Origin of the sequence: Paraburkholderia sp. J41 (genome assembly GCF_905220235.1) — a bacterium.
Classification (GTDB): domain Bacteria; phylum Pseudomonadota; class Gammaproteobacteria; order Burkholderiales; family Burkholderiaceae; genus Paraburkholderia.
Genome location: NZ_CAJMZE010000017.1, coordinates 54,712 through 72,683 on the forward strand (window position 1 = coordinate 54,712; position 17,972 = coordinate 72,683).

General features: G+C 66.2%; 20 protein-coding genes. 7 read left to right on the plus strand and 13 right to left on the minus strand.

The window, feature by feature from the left end; all coding sequences use genetic code 11:
• Positions 1-241 precede the first annotated feature (241 nt).
• The 5 genes from U5805_RS18635 to U5805_RS18655 all read right to left on the minus strand — a co-directional run bounded on the left by U5805_RS18635 (position 242) and on the right by U5805_RS18655 (position 4,403).
• On the minus strand, positions 242-820 hold the full coding sequence (locus tag U5805_RS18635) for an HIRAN domain-containing protein (protein WP_322104972.1): 579 nt from the start codon (positions 818-820) through the stop codon (positions 242-244).
• 97 nt (positions 821-917) lie between these two features.
• Entirely contained in the window at positions 918-1,418 is a 501-nt protein-coding gene (locus U5805_RS18640) for a hypothetical protein (protein WP_322104973.1), read from the minus strand.
• Positions 1,419-1,472: 54 nt separating this feature from the next.
• Complete coding sequence (locus tag U5805_RS18645; RefSeq protein WP_322104974.1) at positions 1,473-1,871, minus strand: hypothetical protein; 399 nt, start codon at positions 1,869-1,871, stop codon at positions 1,473-1,475.
• Between the two features lie 431 nt (positions 1,872-2,302).
• Positions 2,303-3,772: a ribonuclease G gene (gene rng, locus U5805_RS18650; protein ID WP_322104975.1), complete on the minus strand. Its 1,470-nt coding sequence runs from the start codon at positions 3,770-3,772 to the stop codon at positions 2,303-2,305.
• A 4-nt stretch (positions 3,773-3,776) separates the two neighbouring features.
• Entirely contained in the window at positions 3,777-4,403 is a 627-nt protein-coding gene (locus tag U5805_RS18655; protein WP_322104976.1) for a Maf family protein, read from the minus strand.
• Between the two features lie 40 nt (positions 4,404-4,443).
• Between U5805_RS18655 and U5805_RS18660 the strand changes: the two genes are divergently transcribed.
• Positions 4,444-4,773 (plus strand): hypothetical protein, encoded by a 330-nt coding sequence (locus U5805_RS18660; protein ID WP_322104977.1) that lies wholly within the window; start codon positions 4,444-4,446, stop codon positions 4,771-4,773.
• On the opposite strand, the gene rlmH is transcribed toward U5805_RS18660, so the two are convergent.
• The 7 genes from rlmH to upp all read right to left on the minus strand — a co-directional run bounded on the left by rlmH (position 4,742) and on the right by upp (position 11,337).
• Positions 4,742-5,212 (minus strand): 23S rRNA (pseudouridine(1915)-N(3))-methyltransferase RlmH, encoded by a 471-nt coding sequence (rlmH, locus tag U5805_RS18665; RefSeq protein WP_322104978.1) that lies wholly within the window; start codon positions 5,210-5,212, stop codon positions 4,742-4,744. The two genes, U5805_RS18660 and rlmH, sit on opposite strands and share 32 nt — an antisense overlap.
• A gap of 30 nt (positions 5,213-5,242) precedes the next feature.
• Positions 5,243-5,716, minus strand: coding sequence for a ribosome silencing factor (rsfS, locus tag U5805_RS18670; RefSeq protein ID WP_322104979.1), 474 nt, complete (start codon positions 5,714-5,716; stop codon positions 5,243-5,245).
• Between the two features lie 2 nt (positions 5,717-5,718).
• Positions 5,719-6,471, minus strand: a complete 753-nt coding sequence (locus U5805_RS18675) for a nicotinate-nucleotide adenylyltransferase (protein ID WP_322104980.1) — start codon at positions 6,469-6,471, stop codon at positions 5,719-5,721.
• A gap of 4 nt (positions 6,472-6,475) precedes the next feature.
• The gene (hemF, locus tag U5805_RS18680) at positions 6,476-7,447 is read right to left on the minus strand and encodes an oxygen-dependent coproporphyrinogen oxidase (RefSeq protein WP_322104981.1); all 972 of its coding nucleotides are present in this window, start codon (positions 7,445-7,447) and stop codon (positions 6,476-6,478) included.
• A 519-nt stretch (positions 7,448-7,966) separates the two neighbouring features.
• Entirely contained in the window at positions 7,967-9,241 is a 1,275-nt protein-coding gene (gene purD, locus U5805_RS18685; RefSeq protein WP_322104982.1) for a phosphoribosylamine--glycine ligase, read from the minus strand.
• A 116-nt stretch (positions 9,242-9,357) separates the two neighbouring features.
• Positions 9,358-10,086, minus strand: coding sequence for a YebC/PmpR family DNA-binding transcriptional regulator (locus U5805_RS18690; RefSeq protein ID WP_322104983.1), 729 nt, complete (start codon positions 10,084-10,086; stop codon positions 9,358-9,360).
• Between the two features lie 600 nt (positions 10,087-10,686).
• Positions 10,687-11,337 carry a uracil phosphoribosyltransferase gene (gene upp, locus U5805_RS18695; RefSeq protein WP_322104984.1) on the minus strand — a complete coding sequence of 217 codons (651 nt, stop codon included), beginning with the start codon at positions 11,335-11,337 and terminating at the stop codon, positions 10,687-10,689.
• Between the two features lie 557 nt (positions 11,338-11,894).
• On the opposite strand from upp, the gene U5805_RS18700 reads away from it, so the two are divergent.
• From U5805_RS18700 to U5805_RS18710, 3 genes are all read left to right on the plus strand, one after another.
• A complete protein-coding gene (locus U5805_RS18700; RefSeq protein ID WP_322104985.1) occupies positions 11,895-12,674 on the plus strand; it encodes an SDR family oxidoreductase in 780 nt (259 codons plus the stop codon).
• 49 nt (positions 12,675-12,723) lie between these two features.
• Positions 12,724-13,113 carry a methylglyoxal synthase gene (locus U5805_RS18705; protein ID WP_322104986.1) on the plus strand — a complete coding sequence of 130 codons (390 nt, stop codon included), beginning with the start codon at positions 12,724-12,726 and terminating at the stop codon, positions 13,111-13,113.
• 65 nt (positions 13,114-13,178) lie between these two features.
• A complete protein-coding gene (locus U5805_RS18710; protein WP_322104987.1) occupies positions 13,179-14,153 on the plus strand; it encodes a quinone oxidoreductase in 975 nt (324 codons plus the stop codon).
• 55 nt (positions 14,154-14,208) lie between these two features.
• Here the strand turns inward: U5805_RS18710 and U5805_RS18715 are convergent, their stop codons facing one another.
• Positions 14,209-15,714 (minus strand): class I SAM-dependent methyltransferase, encoded by a 1,506-nt coding sequence (locus U5805_RS18715; RefSeq protein WP_322104988.1) that lies wholly within the window; start codon positions 15,712-15,714, stop codon positions 14,209-14,211.
• A gap of 227 nt (positions 15,715-15,941) precedes the next feature.
• On the opposite strand from U5805_RS18715, the gene U5805_RS18720 reads away from it, so the two are divergent.
• The 3 genes from U5805_RS18720 to kdpA are packed head-to-tail and all read left to right on the plus strand — an operon-like array spanning position 15,942 to position 17,949.
• Positions 15,942-16,058: a potassium ABC transporter ATPase gene (locus U5805_RS18720; RefSeq protein WP_322104989.1), complete on the plus strand. Its 117-nt coding sequence runs from the start codon at positions 15,942-15,944 to the stop codon at positions 16,056-16,058.
• The gene (locus tag U5805_RS18725) at positions 16,055-16,147 is read left to right on the plus strand and encodes a potassium-transporting ATPase subunit F (RefSeq protein ID WP_322104990.1); all 93 of its coding nucleotides are present in this window, start codon (positions 16,055-16,057) and stop codon (positions 16,145-16,147) included. Before U5805_RS18720 ends, U5805_RS18725 begins: the two co-directional genes overlap by 4 nt.
• Complete coding sequence (gene kdpA, locus U5805_RS18730; protein WP_322104991.1) at positions 16,144-17,949, plus strand: potassium-transporting ATPase subunit KdpA; 1,806 nt, start codon at positions 16,144-16,146, stop codon at positions 17,947-17,949. Before U5805_RS18725 ends, kdpA begins: the two co-directional genes overlap by 4 nt.
• Positions 17,950-17,972 lie beyond the last annotated feature (23 nt).

Genomic DNA, 17,972 nt, shown 5'->3' on the forward strand with positions numbered 1-17,972 from the left:
CTGCGGGTTTAGGGTGATGATCCGGGCACTCGCGCAGTAATCCCGGCGCGTTCGGAGTCCCGCTCCCGGGACGCCGCGGTACGCCAGCCGCAGCGAACATGATTGCGTATACCCAAGAAGCACGCTCGGGGTGTGAGGCGAAAGCTTGACGCCCATTAAAAGCCGACTCGCGAGGGTCGGCTTTTAATGGGCGTCGACAGTGGTTACGCGGGCTGCTTGTGGCGTTTGCTCCCCTGAGGCGTCACCGATATTCGATTCGCACGTAGACCAGCGGACGCTCGGGCTTTGCATTCAGGCGTTCAATGCGCGCGGAAAGATGCCCTTTCGCTGCCCAATGGGCGACCCGGTTACGTAGCGCACGATTGACGTAGCCGAGTGGCTTGCCGTTGTGCGTGACGAAGAGTGCGTCACGTTCCACCGGATTTTCTCGATCGACAGCAAACTGCACCTCGTCTCCGGCTGAAACATCGGAAAGATCCGTGCCGTGTACGTGTCGCACGCCGGCCAGTTCCGTGATGTAGTCGAAGGACTCGGGCTCATCTGGAAAGTCAGGCACCAGTGCGAAGCCGTCGCTCGGCAGTGCTGCACCCGTGTAGCCAAGCAATGCCATGTCCGAAAGCGGGAACGGGTCAGGCAGGCGATGCCGTGCCAGAAAGTCGCTGAAGTCTTCGCGTGCTCTCGGCGGCAATCGACGCGTGAACGCTTCGAGCACTCCTTGATGGTGCTCGACGGTACCCGGCCGGAAAGCCGGATAGCCCGAAAACCCGCACTTCACGGCAGCCTTGTAATCGTCGGCGTCGGGCAGATATCGAAAAACCACTTCGTTTCCAGAGCGCACGATCTCCGCGACAACGCGCCTTGTCCGTGCTTAAGGCTCGGTAACGGGCGGTTGCCAGGTGAGCAACAGCCTCTGAGGCTCACGGATGAGGGATATGCGGTTCATTAATAATTCCTTGGAGCAGCGCTATCCTGCGCTCCAGTAGTCGGCGAACGAAGGCCGCACGATCTGGTGAAAACGCCACCGGCCCGCCAAGCGGACCCAGATCATCCAGCAACTCAGGCAATCCCGTTTCCAGTAAGGTTAGACGATCCACCAGAACCGCGCGCGTGGCAGGCCACATATCCACAATAAAGCCCACCAGGTCGGGATGCTTCTCTGTACTTGCTCCGGTCTCGCGCCGTTTCCCGATGTGATGGGTGCCGCATGCAATGTATCGGTCGCAGTCAGCGTCGGACCAGTTCTTTACACGATCCGCGAATCGCTCGTGCCCGAGGCTCGTTCCGTTGTCAAAGAGCGGCGCGATGCGACATGACACAGGGCCCTCCTGATGTCCTGGCGCGAAAACGAACCCCCAGTTGTCTTGATGCCGGTCGGTGTTACCGATGACTGCATCGAACAGCACATATCGGCGAGCCATTGACGCCAGTCTTCCGTCAGGGTTTTTCCGAGCGCCAGCGCTCGAAGAATCCACTCAGCCCTTGACCCGATCAAAATCCCGCACGATGGACTGGAGATAGTCCCCGGCGAGGACAAAGCGCTCCTGGTCATCGTAGAACCATTCAATCAATGCGGCGGGGTAGCCGGTCTCTGAATTCACGGCGGAAAAGGCGGGCGGTACCTGCAAGCCGATCCGGCAGCCAACGCGGTACGCGACGATCTCACCCCAGAACTGGTCGGGATAACTGCGCTTTGATCGCTTGAACAGGTAGCGCTTGTGGGGAGCCACACACGGGTCAGCCGGTAAGTCTGGGGCGAACACTGCATCCTTGGCCCGCGCCCCTTGGGGGAAAATCCCAAATTCGGCGTCCACCTCCCAATGCGCTACCTCGATCGTGGCTTGCTGGCAGCGTGGGGCAATGGGTTCGATCATCGGTTGGCATCCGTCTCGACAAGTGCCGGATGCTATCAGACCTTTTGCCGATACGCGCAGATGGTTCTGGGGTGGTGCGGCCATACCCTCCCGGATCCGCTTCCCGTGCCCGTCTTCCGGGTGGATTCTCAGTCGGGCGGTTCGGCCTCGCAGAGTTGCGTGGTCTCAGGCGTACCGAACGGCTTTGCGAGAAGCGGGAGCACCGGCTCGTATTCGGGGGGCAACGGCAGGTCGCCGTTGAGCCAGAAACGTAGCATGTCGAGCGCACAGTAGGCGTTGACGGCAAATCCGTCATCTAGCTACCCATTTGAGGCGCGATGCCCTGATCGTGAATGATACTCAATGATTCCGCCTGAAACAAAGATCCCGTCTGGTGGGGGTTTCCGGGCGCTTTGTGATCCGGGCTGATATTCCGTGAGAGCGAAAAATCCTTACATCAGCACGATGTCGTACTGCTCCTGACTCAGATTCGACTCGACCTGCAACGAAACCGGCTTGCCGATGAAATCGATCAGCATGGCCAGATGCTGCGACTCCTCCTCCAGAAACAGGTCGATGACCTGCTGCGACGCCACCACGCGAAACTCGCGCGGATTGAACTGGCGCGACTCGCGCAGGATTTCGCGCAGCACGTCGTAGCAAACGGTGCGCGGCGTTTTCACCTGACCCTTGCCGAGACACGTGGGGCAGGGCTCGCACAGCACGTGCGCGAGCGACTCGCGCGTGCGCTTGCGCGTCATTTCCACGAGCCCGAGTTGCGAAAAGCCGTTCACGGTTACGCGCGTGCGGTCGCGCGAGAGCGCCTTCTTGAGTTCGCCGAGCACCTGGTCGCGGTGCTCGACGTTCTCCATGTCGATGAAGTCGATGATGATCACGCCGCCCAGATTGCGCAGGCGCAACTGGCGCGCGATGGTGTGCGCCGCTTCGAGATTGGTCTTGAAGATCGTGTCGTCGAAGTTGCGCGCGCCCACGTAGCCGCCCGTGTTCACGTCGATCGTGGTCATCGCCTCGGTCTGGTCGATCACGAGATAGCCGCCCGACTTGAGATCCACGCGGCGCGAGAGCGCGCGCTGGATTTCGGCTTCGATGTTGTAGAGATCGAACAGCGGCCGCTCGCCCGAGTAGTGATGCAGCTTCGGCGAGACGGCCGGCGTGAATTCGGCGGCGAATTCGCTGAGCTTCTGGAAGGTTTCGCGCGAGTCCACCTGAATGCGGGAGGTTTCGTCGTTGACGAAATCGCGCAGCACGCGCTGCGCGAGATTGAGGTCTTGATAGAGCAGGCTGGTCGCGGGCATGCGCTGGCCTTGCGCGAGAATCGTCGCCCACGTCTTGCGCAGGTACGCGACGTCGGCGGCGAGTTCCTCGCTCGTGGCGTCCTCGGCGATCGTGCGCACGATGTAGCCGCCTTTCTCGTCGGCGGGCAGCACGGCCGTGAGACGCGCGCGCACCGCTTCGCGCTCGGCTTCGCTTTCGATCTTCTGCGAGATGCCGATGTGCGGCTCCTGCGGCAGATACACGAGCGTGCGCCCGGCGATGCTCACCTGCGTGGAAAGCCGCGCGCCCTTGGTGCCGATGGGGTCTTTCACGACCTGCACCATGAGCGTTTGCCCTTCGAACACGGTCTTTTCGATCGGCTGATGGTGAACGTTGGCGTGCGTTTCGCCCGCAATGCGCGGATGCCAGATATCGGCGACGTGCAGGAACGCGGCGCGTTCGAGCCCGATGTCGATGAACGCCGACTGCATGCCGGGCAGCACGCGCACGACCTTGCCGAGATAGACGTTGCCGACGCGCCCGCGCGAGAGCGTGCGCTCGACGTGAAGCTCCTGCACGGCGCCCTGCTGGACCAATGCGACGCGCGTCTCCTGCGGCGTGACGTTGATCAGGATTTCTTCGTTCATGGTCTTATTGGAAGTCGATGCCCGCGGCGCGCAGGAGGGCGGCCGTTTCGAACAATGGCAAACCCATGATACCCGAATAGGACCCGTCGATTCGCTCCACGAATTCCGCCGCGCGGCCCTGGATGCCATACGCGCCGGCCTTGCCGAGCGGCTCGCCGCTCGCGACGTAGCGCGCGAGCGCCGCGGGCAGCACCGGCGCGAAGCGCACGCGCGAGCGCGAGAGCGCAATGGGCAGGCAGACGCCTTCGGCGTTGACGACGGCGACCGCCGTGAACACCTCGTGCTCGCGGCCGGCGAGGCGTTCGAGCATTGCGTAGGCGTCGGCGGCGTCTTGCGGCTTGCCGAGAATATGGCCGTCGATGGAGACCGTGGTGTCCGCGGTGAGGATCGGCGCATGCGCATGCGAACCGGCGACGAGGCGCGCGCGCGCCGCATCGGCTTTCGCGGCGCATACGCGCTCCACGTAGACGTCGGCGCGCTCGCCGGGCAACACGGTTTCGAGCGCTTCGGCGTCTTCGTCGGGGCGCGGCAGCAGCAGTTCGAAGCGCACGCCGAGTTGTTGCAGCAATTCCTGGCGGCGCGGGCTTTGCGAGGCGAGATAGACGAACGGATAGGGCGCGGAAGTGGGCATCGGAGCGTCTTGGGCGGGTTGGGTCGATCGGAAATGGGGCGTGCTGCTCGCGCGCGGATTCGTGCGGGGCGGCGCGAATTTGCACGCAGGCGCGCGCACGTCCACGAAAAGCCGACGGCGCGTGCGGCGCGGCATCGGCGCTATGGGCGACGGCGTCAACGCGCATGGAGCCGCTATCGTCCGCCGCGGCGACGTCGTCAATATCGTCGATGTCGGCAGCACGAACGGCATCGGCGGAACGGCCGGCCTGCGCGGTGCCTGCGCGTGCCGCGCCCGCACCGCGCGCCGGCCGCGCGCGCTACGCGCTTCGGACACGTTAAGCGCGTTTGAAAAGCCTTTCAAACGCGATGATAGGGGTGATTCTGCGTGATGGTCCAGGCGCGGTAAAGCTGCTCGGCGAGCAGCACGCGCACCATCGCATGCGGCAGCGTGAGGGAGGACAGGCGCAGCAGCGTGTCGGCGCGCGACTTCAGCTCGGGATCGAGCCCGTCCGCGCCGCCGATCAGGAACGCCACGTCGCGGCCGTCCTGCTGCCAGAGCGGCAGCGTTTTGGCGAGCTGCATCGTGGTCCAGTCCTTGCCGCGCTCGTCGAGCGCGACGATGCGCGCGTTCTTCGGCAGCGCGGCCTCGATGCGCGTGCGCTCGGCCGCCATCACGCTTTCGGCCGGGCGCCCCGAGGAGCGCTGCTCCGGCTTCACTTCGCGCAATTCGATGCGCAGCTCCGGCGGCATGCGCTTCGCGTATTCCTCGAAGCCCTCGGCGATCCAGTCCGGCATCTTGTGGCCGACGGCGACGATATGCAGTTTCATCGTGCTGAACGAAGCTCGTGACGCGGCCGCTTACTTCGCGCTCTTGCGCGCGGCGGTCTTGCGGGCCGTTTTCTTCGCGGCCGGCGCGGCTTCTTCTTCGTCCTCGTTGTCCTCGTCGTCGAGCGGCTCGCTCGGGCGCGCGCCCGCGAACCCGGTATTGCCCGCGAGCTTCACGCGCACCGGCTTGTCGCCCCAGATTTCCTCGAGGTTGTAGTACTGGCGCAGCGCGGGCTGGAGGATGTGTACCACGGCGTCGCCGCAATCCACGAGCACCCATTCGCCGATGTCCTCGCCTTCCGTGCTGACGATGTCGCCGCCGGCTTCCTTGACGCTCTCGCGCACGCTGGAGGCGAGCGCCTTGGTCTGACGGTTCGAGGTGCCGCTCGCGACGATCACGCGGTCGAACAGTTCGGTCAGATGACTCGTGTTGAAGACCTTGATGTCCTGTGCCTTGACGTCTTCGAGCGCGTCGACGATGACGCGTTGGAGTTTGCGAATGTCCATGTTTACCCGTGCTGCAAATAGAGATGATGTTGAAGGATATAGTCCCACACGGCCGCGGGAAGCTGGTCGGCGGCTGTGCCGGAACGTTGCCGCGCGGCCACGCAGGCGGGCAGCGCGCGGCGGATTGCAGTGGCCGAAACGTCGAGCGCGAGCGTTTCGTCGATCAGCAGATGGCCGTGCGGCGTCGCGGCCAGCGTGGCGGCCGGCGCGCGCCGCGCCGCGACTTCGGCGGCCACGGCGGGCGGCAATGTGGCGAAATCGAAACCGGGACGGCTCGCCACGCCCAGATGCGCGAGGTCGAACAGCGCGCGCCATGCGTGCCAGGAATCGAGATGCAGCAATTGATCGGCGCCCATCAGCAGCGTGAGCGCCGCGCCGCCGTTGCTCGCGCTTTTCTCGCGCCAGCGGCGCAGCGTTTCCACCGTGTAAGTCGGGCCGTCGTGCTCGATTTCGTCGGCGTCCACGCTCACCCTCACGCCCGGCAGCGCGAGCGAGGCGGCTGCCGCGCGCGTCATCGCGAGACGATGCTCGGCGGCGGTCACGCCCGGCTTCTGCCACGGCTGGCCGGCGGGCAGCAGGATCAGCTCGTTCAGACCCAGCACGCCCGCGAGGCGGCGCGCGAGCGCGAGGTGGCCCTCGTGGATCGGATCGAAGGTGCCGCCGAGCAGCCCGACGCGGCGCGGCAACGCGGGTTGCGATGCCTGTTGCGGTGCGGGTTGCGATGCGTTTTGCGGTGCGGCGAAGGAAGGCGTCACGGTGTCAGATCCACTCGCGCACGGGCAGGAAGTCGCTGTACAGTCGCGCTTCGGGCGTGCCCGGCTGCGGTTGCCAGTCGTAGCGCCAGGTCGCGCCGGGCGGCATCGACATCAGGATCGACTCGGTGCGGCCGCCGCTTTGCAGGCCGAAATGCGTGCCGCGGTCCCAGACCAGATTGAATTCGACATAACGGCCGCGCCGGTACGCCTGGAATTCGCGCTCGGCTTCGCCGTAGGGCATGTCGCGGCGTTTTTCGATGATCGGCAGATAGGCGGCGAGAAAGCCTTCGCCCACGCGCTTGACCATCGCGAAGGCCGCGTCGAAGCCGCCTTCGGCGTAGTCGTCGAAGAAGATGCCGCCCACGCCGCGCGCCTCGTTGCGGTGCTTGAGGAAGAAGTAGTCGTCGCACCACTGCTTGAAGCGCGGGTAGAGGCCCGCGCCGGTGGGCGCGAGCGCATCGCGGCAAACGCGGTGAAAGTGCCGCGCGTCTTCCTCGAAACCGTAGTAGGGCGTGAGATCCATGCCCCCGCCGAACCAGAACACGGGCGCTTCGCCCGCCTTGGTCGCGAGCAGCAGGCGCACGTTCATGTGAACGGTCGGGCAATACGGATTGCGCGGATGCAGCACGAGCGAGACGCCCATCGCCTCGAAGCCGCGCCCGGCGAGCTGCGCGCGCGCGGCCGTGGCCGAGGGCGGCAGGGCGTCGCCCTGCACGTCGGAGAAGCCGATGCCGCCGCGCTCGAAGAACCCGCCGTTTTCGAGGATGCGCGTGCAGCCGCCGCCGCGCAGCTTTTCGCCGGGCGGGCGCTGCCAGTGGTCGGCGGCGAACGGCGTGCCGTCGAAGGCGCCGAGCGTGTCGGCGATCTGCGTTTGCAGGCCCGCGAGCCATGCGCGCACGGCGGCGCTGTCGGCCGTCGCGCCGTTCGCGGTGCTGGCGGATGCGCCGGCGGGTTCGCTAAATCGGTTATCGGTCATCGCTGATTGCTGGCGGCGCGGGTCCGGCTCGAAGTCCGGTTCCGGCGACGCGATGGGTCACGGGGAAAACGTTGCGGCGCGCTCGTTGCGCCCGGTTGCGTTCATGGCGCGCGGACGGTGCGTTCGCGGTGCTTTTCATGGCGCGTTTCGGGCGCGGTCATGGCTGCGCAACGCCGTAAGCGGCAGTGTAGCGCCGATCGGCACGGCGTCCGCCGCTGCGCGGTACGGCATTCGGCGGATGCCGAAAGGCGCGGGCCGGCGCGCGGCGCGGTTCTGGCGCGGCGGCGATCATCCCGATGGCCGGGCGCCAATGCCACAGCGACATCGCCGCGACATCGCCGCGCCAGTACCTCGCCGACGACTCGCCAGCACCTCGCCGACGACTGCGGCCGCCGCCGCACGGCAGCGCGCACCGCGCATCGCCGCACCTCGCACACCGCCGCAACTCGCGCGCTCAAAAAAACCGCGCGGCGCGCGGCCCGGCATGACGCCGGACTGGCGCGCCGCGCGTGTGCCGTCTTACTGCTTGCGCCCGGCGGCGCGGTAGCCGATGTCGTGGCGATACTGCATGCCGTCGAACGAAATGCGGTTCACCGTTTCGTACGCCACGTTCTGCGCGCTGCGCACCGAATCGGCGAGACCGACCACGCACAGCACGCGGCCGCCCGAGGTCACGAGCTTGCCGTCGACGATTTGCGTGCCCGCGTGGAACGTGACCGAATCGGCCGTTTCCGCGGGAATGTCGCTGATGCGGTCGCCCTTGCGCGGCGTGTCCGGGTAGTTGTACGCGGCCAGCACCACGCCCAGCGCCGTGCGGCGGTCCCATTCCAGTTCGATCTGGTTGAGCGTGCCGGCGATGGCGTGCTCCACGACCTTCGAGAAGTCGCCCTTCAGGCGCGCCATGATCGGCTGCGTTTCCGGGTCGCCCATGCGGCAGTTGAATTCGAGCGTTTTCGGGTTGCCTTGCGCGTCGATCATCAGGCCCGCGTAGAGGAAGCCCGTATAGCGGATGCCTTCCTTCTCCATGCCCGCGACCGTCGGCAGGATGATTTCGCGCATCACGCGCGCGTGCAGTTGCGGCGTGACGATGGGCGCGGGCGAGTAGGCGCCCATGCCGCCCGTGTTCGGGCCCTGATCGGCGTCTTGCAGGCGCTTGTGATCCTGGCTCGAGGCCAGCGCGAGCACGTGCTTGCCGTCGACCATCACGATGAAGCTGGCTTCCTCGCCCGCGAGGAATTCCTCGATCACGACGCGTGCGCCGGCGTCGCCGAGCTTGTTGTCGGCGAGCATCATGTCGATGGCCTGATGCGCCTCTTCCAGCGACATCGCCACCACCACGCCCTTGCCGGCGGCCAGCCCGTCGGCCTTGATGACGATGGGCGCGCCGTTTTGCTCGACGTAGGCGTGCGCGGCCGCGGCGTCCGCGAACGTTTCGTAGGCGGCGGTCGGGATGTTGTGGCGCTTCATGAACGCCTTGGCGAAGTCCTTCGAGCTTTCGAGCTGCGCGGCTTCCTTCGTCGGGCCGAACACCTTCAGGCCGCGCGAGCGGAACACGTTGACGATGCCCGCCGCGAGCGGCGCTTCCGGGCCCACCACGGTGAGCGCGATCTGCTCGCGCTCGGCGAAATCGGCCAGCGCATTGATGTCCGTGATGTCGACATTGGCGAGCCGCTCGTCCTGCGCGGTGCCGCCGTTGCCGGGTGCGACGTAGACGCGCTGAACGCGCTGCGCCTGCGCGAGCTTCCATGCCAGCGCATGTTCGCGGCCGCCAGAACCGACGACGAGTAACTTCATGTGAATCCCCGAAAGACCTGAACCAGAAACAGTTGTGGCCGGCGCGCCGCGCAGGGCGCTTGAGCCCGGTTGGCCGGCCGTGAAAATCGCCTGGGCCTGCGCGGCCACGCCGGAGCTTATTCGCCGGCGATCGACGCGTTGGTGTACACGTCCTGGACGTCGTCCAGGTTCTCGAGCGCGTCGAGCAGCTTTTGCATCTTCACGGCGTCGTCGCCGGTGAATTCCACTTCGCTTTGCGGCTTCATGGTCACTTCGGCCATTTCCGCCTTGAAGCCCGCGGCTTCGAGCGCGGCCTTCACCTTCGGGAATTCGAACGGCGGGCAGACCACTTCGATCGAGCCGTCGTCGTTGGTCACGACGTCGTCGGCGCCCGCTTCGAGCGCGGCGTTCATCAGCTCGTCCTCGGAGGTGCCCGGCGCGAACACGAACTGGCCGACGTGATCGAACATGAACGCGACCGAGCCGTCCGTGCCCATGTTGCCGCCGAACTTCGAGAACGCGTGGCGCACTTCGGCGACGGTGCGGGTGCGGTTGTCCGTCATGGTGTCGACGATCACGGCCGCGCCGCCGATGCCGTAGCCTTCGTAGCGGATTTCCTCGTAGTTCGCGCCGTCGACGCCGCCCACGCCGCGCTGGATCGCGCGGTTGATGTTGTCCTTGGGCATGTTGGCGTCGTAGGCCTTGTCGACGGCCAGACGCAGACGCGGGTTCGTGTCGGCGTCGCCGCCGCCCATACGCGCCGCGACCTGGATTTCCTTGATGAGCCGCGTCCAGACCTTGCCGCGCTTGGCATCAGCAGCGGCTTTCTTGTGTTTGATGTTGGCCCATTTCGAATGACCCGCCATACCTTTCTCCGTGGCACGCGCGCGGGCGCGTGCAGTAACCAGTGTGCTGTTGTCGTTGCGCTTGCGGGGCGCGGTTCTCGCGTGCAGGCGCCGCATCGCGCGGTGTGCGCGGCGCGCGAGCCGGCGTGCCCTGCCGGGTGCTGCCGTGTTCCGTGGCGCAAGCCTTGCCTGAACGCCGGCCCGCTACGCGCGAACCGCCCGGCTGCGGCGCACGCACGGCGCGGCAGTGCCGGAACGTGCGGGGCACGACGGGCGCGGCGCCTGCAATCGGCCGCATGCGGCATTGAGGCTGCCTGTTCGTCTGGCCTGCCCTGTTCGGGCCGGTGCCGGGACGCTCGTTCAGGAGGATCTGAATTTTATCACGCCGGGACGGTCCGGCTTCGCCCGCCTACGCGAGAGAACGCGGCGAAACGCGTAATTTCGGCAGGGTTCGCGCGCATTTCCGGCGCTTTGCGGAATGCAGCCAATGCGCATCGCGCCGCGCAAGGAAGGGAAAAAGCGCCGGAGCGCGCGGGAAAGATCGTGGACGAAAGCGTGGCTGACAGCGTGGCTGAGAGCGCGGGCGGGCGGCGCACGGCGCGCCGCGCTGCCGTCCCGGCCTCAGTTTTTCGTGCCGAACAGACGGTCGCCGGCGTCGCCGAGACCCGGAATGATGTAGGCGTGGTCGTTCAGATGCGAATCGAGCGAGGCGACGAAGAGTTTCACATCGGGGTGCGCGGTCTGGAACACTTCGACGCCTTCGGGCGCGGCCACGAGCGCGAGGAACAGGATGCGCTCGCCCGGCACGCCGCGGCGCTTGAGCACGTCGATGGCGTGCGCGGCGGAGTAGCCCGTCGCGACCATCGGATCGCAGAGGATGAAGGTGCGGTCTTCGAGATCGGGCAGGCGCACGAGATATTCGACCGGGCGATGATCCTCCGCGCGATACACGCCGATATGGCCCACGCGCGCCGACGGCACGAGTTCCAGCAGGCCGTCCGACATGCCCACGCCCGCGCGCAGAACGGGCACGATCGCGAGCTTCTTGCCGGCGATCACGGGCGCGTCGATCTCGACGAGCGGCGTTTGCACGCGGCGCGTGGCCATCGGCAGATCGCGCGTGATTTCGTAGCCCATCAGCAGCGTGATTTCGCGCAGCAGCTCGCGGAACGTGCGCGTGGACGTGTCGCGGTCGCGCATGTGGCTGAGCTTGTGCTGGATCAGCGGGTGATCGAGGATGAAAAGATTCGGGAAACGGCTGTCCTGTTTCATGGCGGGGCGCACAAGGCTGCAAGGAATTCGGGAAATCGGTCGCGCCGCCGCGCGGGCTGGAACCTAGCCCGGACCGCGCGGTGACGGCGGCGCGGCCCGGCTGCGGCACCGGGAAGGATGCGCGAAAGCGCCGGGCCGCGCTACACGCGCAAGTATACCGGTAACGGCACGCCGTTTGAGGCGGCGATGGAGCGGCGGCGAACCACAACGGGGCGCACCCGGCGGAAACCGGAGCCAAACCGAACGAAACTGCAACGAAACCGAAGCCAAACCGGAGCGAAACCGCAACGAAACCGGAACGAAACCGCAACGAAACCGGAACGAAACCGCGCGGCGGCGGGACGTGAACCCGGCCGCGAGCGCCGAAGTCTCGCCCGGCGCGGCGCGCGCGATTCTTCTAGAATCGCGAACATATGGGGGCGCGAGCGTTCGTTCCGGGAATCTCGCCTGGATTGCCGTTCGGCGTTTCTGGCCGGCCCGTCGGCATTTCCCGGCCGGCAAGCCGGCGCCGCTCTCGCCGTTCCCGGCAAACCACATTCACCACAGGACAACACGCGATGGACATGGGTATCGCAGGACGCACCGCGCTGGTCTGCGCGGCCAGCAAGGGCCTGGGGCGCGGCTGCGCCGAGGCGCTCGCCGCCGAAGGCGTCAACGTGACGATCGTCGCGCGCACCGCGCAGACGCTGGAGGAAACCGCCGCGTCGATTCGTGCGAGCACGGGCGTCGAGGTCAAGGCCGTGGCCTGCGACATCACCACCGAAGCGGGCCGCGCCGCCGCGCTGGCCGCGTGCCCGTCGCCGGACATTCTCGTAAACAACGCGGGCGGCCCGCCGCCGGGCGACTTCCGCGGCTACACGCACGAAGCGTGGATCGCCGCGCTCGAAGCCAACATGCTCACGCCGATCGCGCTGATCCAGGCCACCATCGACGCCATGTCGGCGCGCGGCTTCGGGCGCATCGTCAACATCACGAGTTCGTCCGTGAAAGCGCCGATCGACGTGCTCGGGCTTTCGAATGGCGCACGCTCGGGGCTCACGGGCTTCGTCGCGGGCGTGGCGCGCCAGGTGGCGTCCACCGGCGTGACGATCAACAATCTGCTGCCCGGCACGTTCGACACCGACCGCATTCGCGACACCGTCGCCGCGCAGGCGAAGGCGTCGAACCTCACGCAGGACGAAGTGCGCGCGCGCCGCCTCAAGTCGATTCCGGCGCGACGCCTCGGCACGCCCGACGAATTCGGCCGCGCCTGCGCGTTCCTTTGCAGCGTGCATGCGGGCTACATCACCGGGCAGAACTGGCTGATCGACGGCGGCGCCTTTCCGGGCACGTTCTAGCCCGCGCATTGCCGAACGATTCATCGCAACCCATTCTACGGAGACCACCATGCCAACCCGCGTCGCATTGATCGCGCACGACCACAAGAAGGACGACATCGTCAAGCTGGCCGGCGAATACGTCGATACGTTGCGCCAATGCGAACTGATTGCCACCGGCACGACGGGCTCGCGCATCGAGGCCGCGCACGGGCTGAAGATCGAGCGCATGCTCTCGGGGCCGCACGGCGGCGACCTCCAGATCGGCGCGCGCCTTGCCGAAGGCAACCTCGACGTGGTGATTTTCCTGCGCGACCCGATGACGCCGCAGCCGCACGAACCCGACATCAACGCGCTCGTGCGCGCCTGCGACGTACACGACATTCCGTGCGCGACCAATATTTCCACGGCGCGCATGATTCTCGAGGTGCTTACGCTGCGTCAGCAAGCCGTGATCTGAGCGCCGCATTCCCGCGCGGGCCGCGAGGCCGCTGCGCGCCAACCCGCATTGCGAAGCAAGGAGACATGATGAAGGCAATCCGATACGACAAGACCGGCGGTCCCGAGGTGATGAAGTGGGTGGACGTCGAAGTGGGCGATCCGGGCGAGGGCGAGGTGCGCGTGCGCCAGACCGCGTGCGGGCTGAACTATATCGACGTGTATTTCCGCACCGGGCTGTATCCGCAGGCGTTGCCGGCCGGGCTTGGCATGGAGGCGGCGGGCGAGGTGGCGGCGGTGGGCGCGGGCGTCACCTCGCTCAAGGCCGGCGACCGCGTGGCGTACGTGGCGCGACCGCCAGGCGCGTATGCGCAGGAGCGCGTGCTGCGCGCCGACCAGCTCATCAAGCTGCCGGACGCCATCAGCGACGAAGCGGCCGCGTCGATCATGCTGCAAGGTCTGACCGCGCAGTATCTGTTGCGCCGCACCTACCGCGTGCAACCCGGCGACACGATCCTGATCCAGGCGGCCGCGGGCGGCGTGGGCCTGCTCGTGTGCCAGTGGGCGAAGGCGCTGGGCGCGACCGTGATCGGCACCGTGGGCTCCGACGAGAAAGCCGCGGTGGCGAAGGCGCATGGCTGCGACTATCCGGTCAACTACAACCGCGAGGACTTCACGGCGCGCGTGCGCGAGATCACGCACGGCGCGGGCGTGCCCGTGGTGTACGACTCGATCGGCAAGGACACCTTCACGAAGTCGCTCGACTGCCTCGCGCCGCTCGGCATGTTCGTGAGCTTCGGCAATGCGTCGGGACCCTTGCCGCCGATCGACTCGTCGGAGTTCGCGGGGCGCGGCTCGCTGTTTTTCACGCGGCCCACGCTATTTACGTATATCGCGAAGCGCGCCGTCTACGAAGAGAACGCGGCCGAGCTGTTCGAGGTCGTGGCCTCGGGCAAGGTGAAGACGTCGATCAATCAGCGCTATGCGTTGCAGGACGTGGGGCAGGCGCACGCCGATCTCGAAGCGCGCAAGACGACCGGATCGACCATTCTGCTGCCGTAAGTGACGCGCGTGCGATGCGCCCGCCCGGTCGCGGCCGCATCGCTTGCCGGCGGGATCAGGCGATTTCGTCGTCGGGCAGACCGCCGAAGTCGGCGCGCACCGAACGCGCGGTCGAGCGTTCCTCCGCCGTCGTCGCCACTTTTTGCAAGCACACGCGCATGAAGTGCGCCGCCTCGCGCGCGCAGACCGCGAGTTTCTCGTCGAGGTAGTCGAACGACACCATCTCGAAGCGTGCTTCGAACCAGCCGAGATACCAGAACCATTGCGCGTAGTAGGTCCACGAGTTCTCGTTGAAGGCGCGCACGTGCGTGGGATCTTGCCATGCGCCCAGCGACTTTTCGTACGGCACTTCGATCAGCATCTGGCCGCCTTCGCGCAGGAGATGCAGGCAGTTCGTCATCAGGCGCGGCAGATCGCCCACGTGTTCGAGCACATTGTTCGCGTAGACGAAGTCGAGCGATCCGGCGCGCAGTTCGACCGGCCCGAGCATCGGGCTCTCGATGCGAGCGGGCAGTTCGAGCGGCTGCGAGAGATCGAGCAGGGCGTCGGGTTCGGCTTGCGCGAGAATGTCGACGTTGAACCAGCCGGGCATATATTGCCTGCCGGAGCCGATATGCAGCCGCTCGGGCTGCCACGGCGCGGACGAAATCGTTCGGTTTCCGAAGTAATTGCGCGCATGGTCGAGCACGGCCGCGTATTGGTCGAGCACGTCGTGCGCGGAAAAGGCCGCGAGTTTTTCGCGCGCCCGAGCGGTGAAATCCGCCGCGCCGAATTCTTTTGCAAAGAACGACTGGATGTGCTCCGTCTCCACCCAGAACACGCTGTCGTCGAATTGGGCGGGCGACGTGGTGAACGGCGTGCGTTCGCTGACCATCGGCGTGCCGAGCGAGAGGCACTGAAACGCCCGCGCCTGCTCGAAACGCGCGGTGTCGTAGAAGTGGCAGTTGAAGACGGCTTTCGCACGGCGGATTTCCTCGTCGCGCTCGGGGCCGAAGATGCCGAACTTCAGCATGCCGACCTTGCAGCCGGTGGCTTCGATCTGCCGCAACAGTTGCAGGCGGCGTTCGTTCGTGGAACCGTAGAACAGCACGTCGATGGGGCGCTGCTCCAGCGGCAAAACGTGTTCGTCATGCAGATACGGCGCGTGGCCGAACGAGACGAGCGGGACGTCGGCGCTGCGGCCGGCGCCGTGGCCGGCGGTGAGGTTGGCGGTAAGGTCGGCGCCTCGGTAGGCCTGCACATTGGCGCTGTCGTAATCGACCACGGCCGACGTGGCGAGCAGATGCAGATACGCCGGCGCGACGGCGGCGCCGCCCGCGCCCAGTTGCTCCAGATTCACGAACACGCAGCGAAAGCGTGCCTTGAGCGATTCGTCGAAGCCGGCATGACTGCCGAAAACAAAATTGATCGCATCGTGCCGCAGGCGATTCTTGCCGATGCTGACCTCGGCGCCCAGCCGGCGAAACTGATAGCGGAAAAATCTCGCCTGATCGATGAATCCGAGCGCGTGTACGTGCCCGGCGGGCTGCAAGATGCAGAGATGGATGCGTGAAGTCGGCATGGCGTGGAGAGCCGTGGGAAAGCGTGCGCGGGGCACCGATAATATAGGCGATATTTTTGGGATGGTGCGGCGAAATCGGGCCGCGCCGCAACGCACCGCCGCGCGCGCTTCGACCGCCTTCGTCGTGCGTTTACACGATTTTTATACATGCCTCGAAACCTTTAATCCGGTATTAACGCGATAACGCTTACCGTTCAGCCATCCGTCCGTGAATGGAGAAAACGACAATGGATGTGCTGTATATCGGGGGCCTGGCGGTATTCGCGGCGCTCACCTACGCATTGATCGCGGGCTGCGCGAAGCTGATGCAGTTGCGCCGCGGCGACCGGGGAGCGCGCTCATGAACTGGATTCTGTGGCTGGCCGGCGCGGCGACGGCGTTGCTGTTCGTCTATCTCGTCCATGCGCTGCTGCGCGCGGAGGATATCGAATGAACGCCAACAATCTGCTGCAAACGGGGATCTTCCTCGTCGTTCTGCTCGCGCTGGCGGTGCCTGTCGCGGGTTATATCGCGCGCGTGCTCGACGGGCGCTCGCGCGTCGTGCGTCTTTTCGCGCCCGTGGAAAACCTCCTGTATCGCGTGGCCGGCGTCGATCCGCAGGCCGAGATGGACTGGAAACGTTATGCGTTCGCCACCCTTTCGTTCAACGTGCTGGGCGTCGGCGCGCTCTATCTGCTGCTGCGCGTGCAAGGCTGGTTGCCCGGCAATCCGCAGCAATTCGGCGCGATGACGGCGGACGGCGCGTTCAACACCGCCGTGAGCTTCGTCACCAACACGAACTGGCAGGACTATTCGCCGGAGCAAACGGTCAGCTATCTCACGCAGATGCTCGGCCTCACGGTGCAAAACTTCCTTTCGGCGGCCACGGGCATTGTCGTGGTGATGGCGCTGATACGCGGCTTCGCGCGCCATTCCGCGCAGACCATCGGCAACTTCTGGGTCGATCTCACGCGCACCACGCTCTACATTCTCGTGCCGATGTCGGCGATCGTCGCGGCGCTGTTCATGAGCCAGGGCGTGATCCAGAACTTCAAGGCCTACGAGGACGTGCCCGTTCTGCAAACCACGACCTATGCGGCGCCCAGGCTCGACGCCCAGGGCAATGCCGTGAAGGACGCGCAGGGCAATGCCGTCACCGTGGAAACGAAGGTCACGTCGCAAACGGTCGGAATGGGGCCGGTCGCCTCGCAGGAAGCGATCAAGATGCTCGGCACCAACGGCGGCGGCTTCTTCAACGCGAATTCCGCGCATCCGTTCGAAAACCCGACGCCGTTCTCCAACACCGTCCAGATGTTAGCGATCCTGATCATTCCCGCGGCGCTGTGCCTGGTGTTCGGGAGCGTCGTGGGCGATCGGCGGCAGGGCGTCGCCGTGCTCGCGGTCATGACCATCGCGTTCGCGGTGGCCGTGGGCTGCGAGCTGTCGGCCGAGCAGGCGGGCAATCCGCTCTACGCCTCGCTCGACGTCGACCAGCACGCGAGCGCCTTGCAGGCGGGCGGCAACATGGAAGGCAAGGAAACGCGCTTCGGCATCGCGCAAACGGGCCTCTTCGTCGTCACGACGACGGCGGCTTCGTGCGGCGCCGTCAATGCGATGCACGACTCGCTCACGCCGCTCGGCGGCCTCGTGCCGATGCTTTTCATCCAGCTCGGCGAAGTCATCTTCGGCGGCGTGGGATCGGGGCTCTACGGCATGCTGGTGTTCGCGTTGCTCGCGGTGTTCGTGGCGGGGCTCATGATCGGCCGCACGCCCGAATACGTGGGCAAGAAGATCGAGTCGTTCGAGATGAAGATGGTGTCGATCGTCGTGCTGCTCACGCCGCTGCTCGTGCTCGTGGGCGCCTCCATCGCCGTGCTCGCCGACGCGGGCAAGGCCGGCATCGCGAACCCCGGCGCGCACGGCTTCTCCGAAATCCTCTACGCGTTCAGTTCGGCCGCGAACAACAACGGCAGCGCGTTCGCGGGCCTCACCGTGAGCACGCCGTTCTACAACTGGTTGCTCGGCGTCGCGATGTGGTTCGGCCGCTTCGGCACCATCGTGCCGGTGCTCGCCATCGCGGGTTCGCTCGCGGCGAAAAAGCGCATTGCGGTGACGGGCGGCACGCTGCCCACGCACGGCCCGCTGTTCGTCGTGCTGCTGCTCGGCACGGTGCTGCTGGTCGGTGCGCTCACGTATGTGCCCGCGCTCGCGCTCGGGCCCGGCGTGGAGCATCTGATCATGATGGGCGTGCATTGAACGGGGAACCTCGCAACATGAGC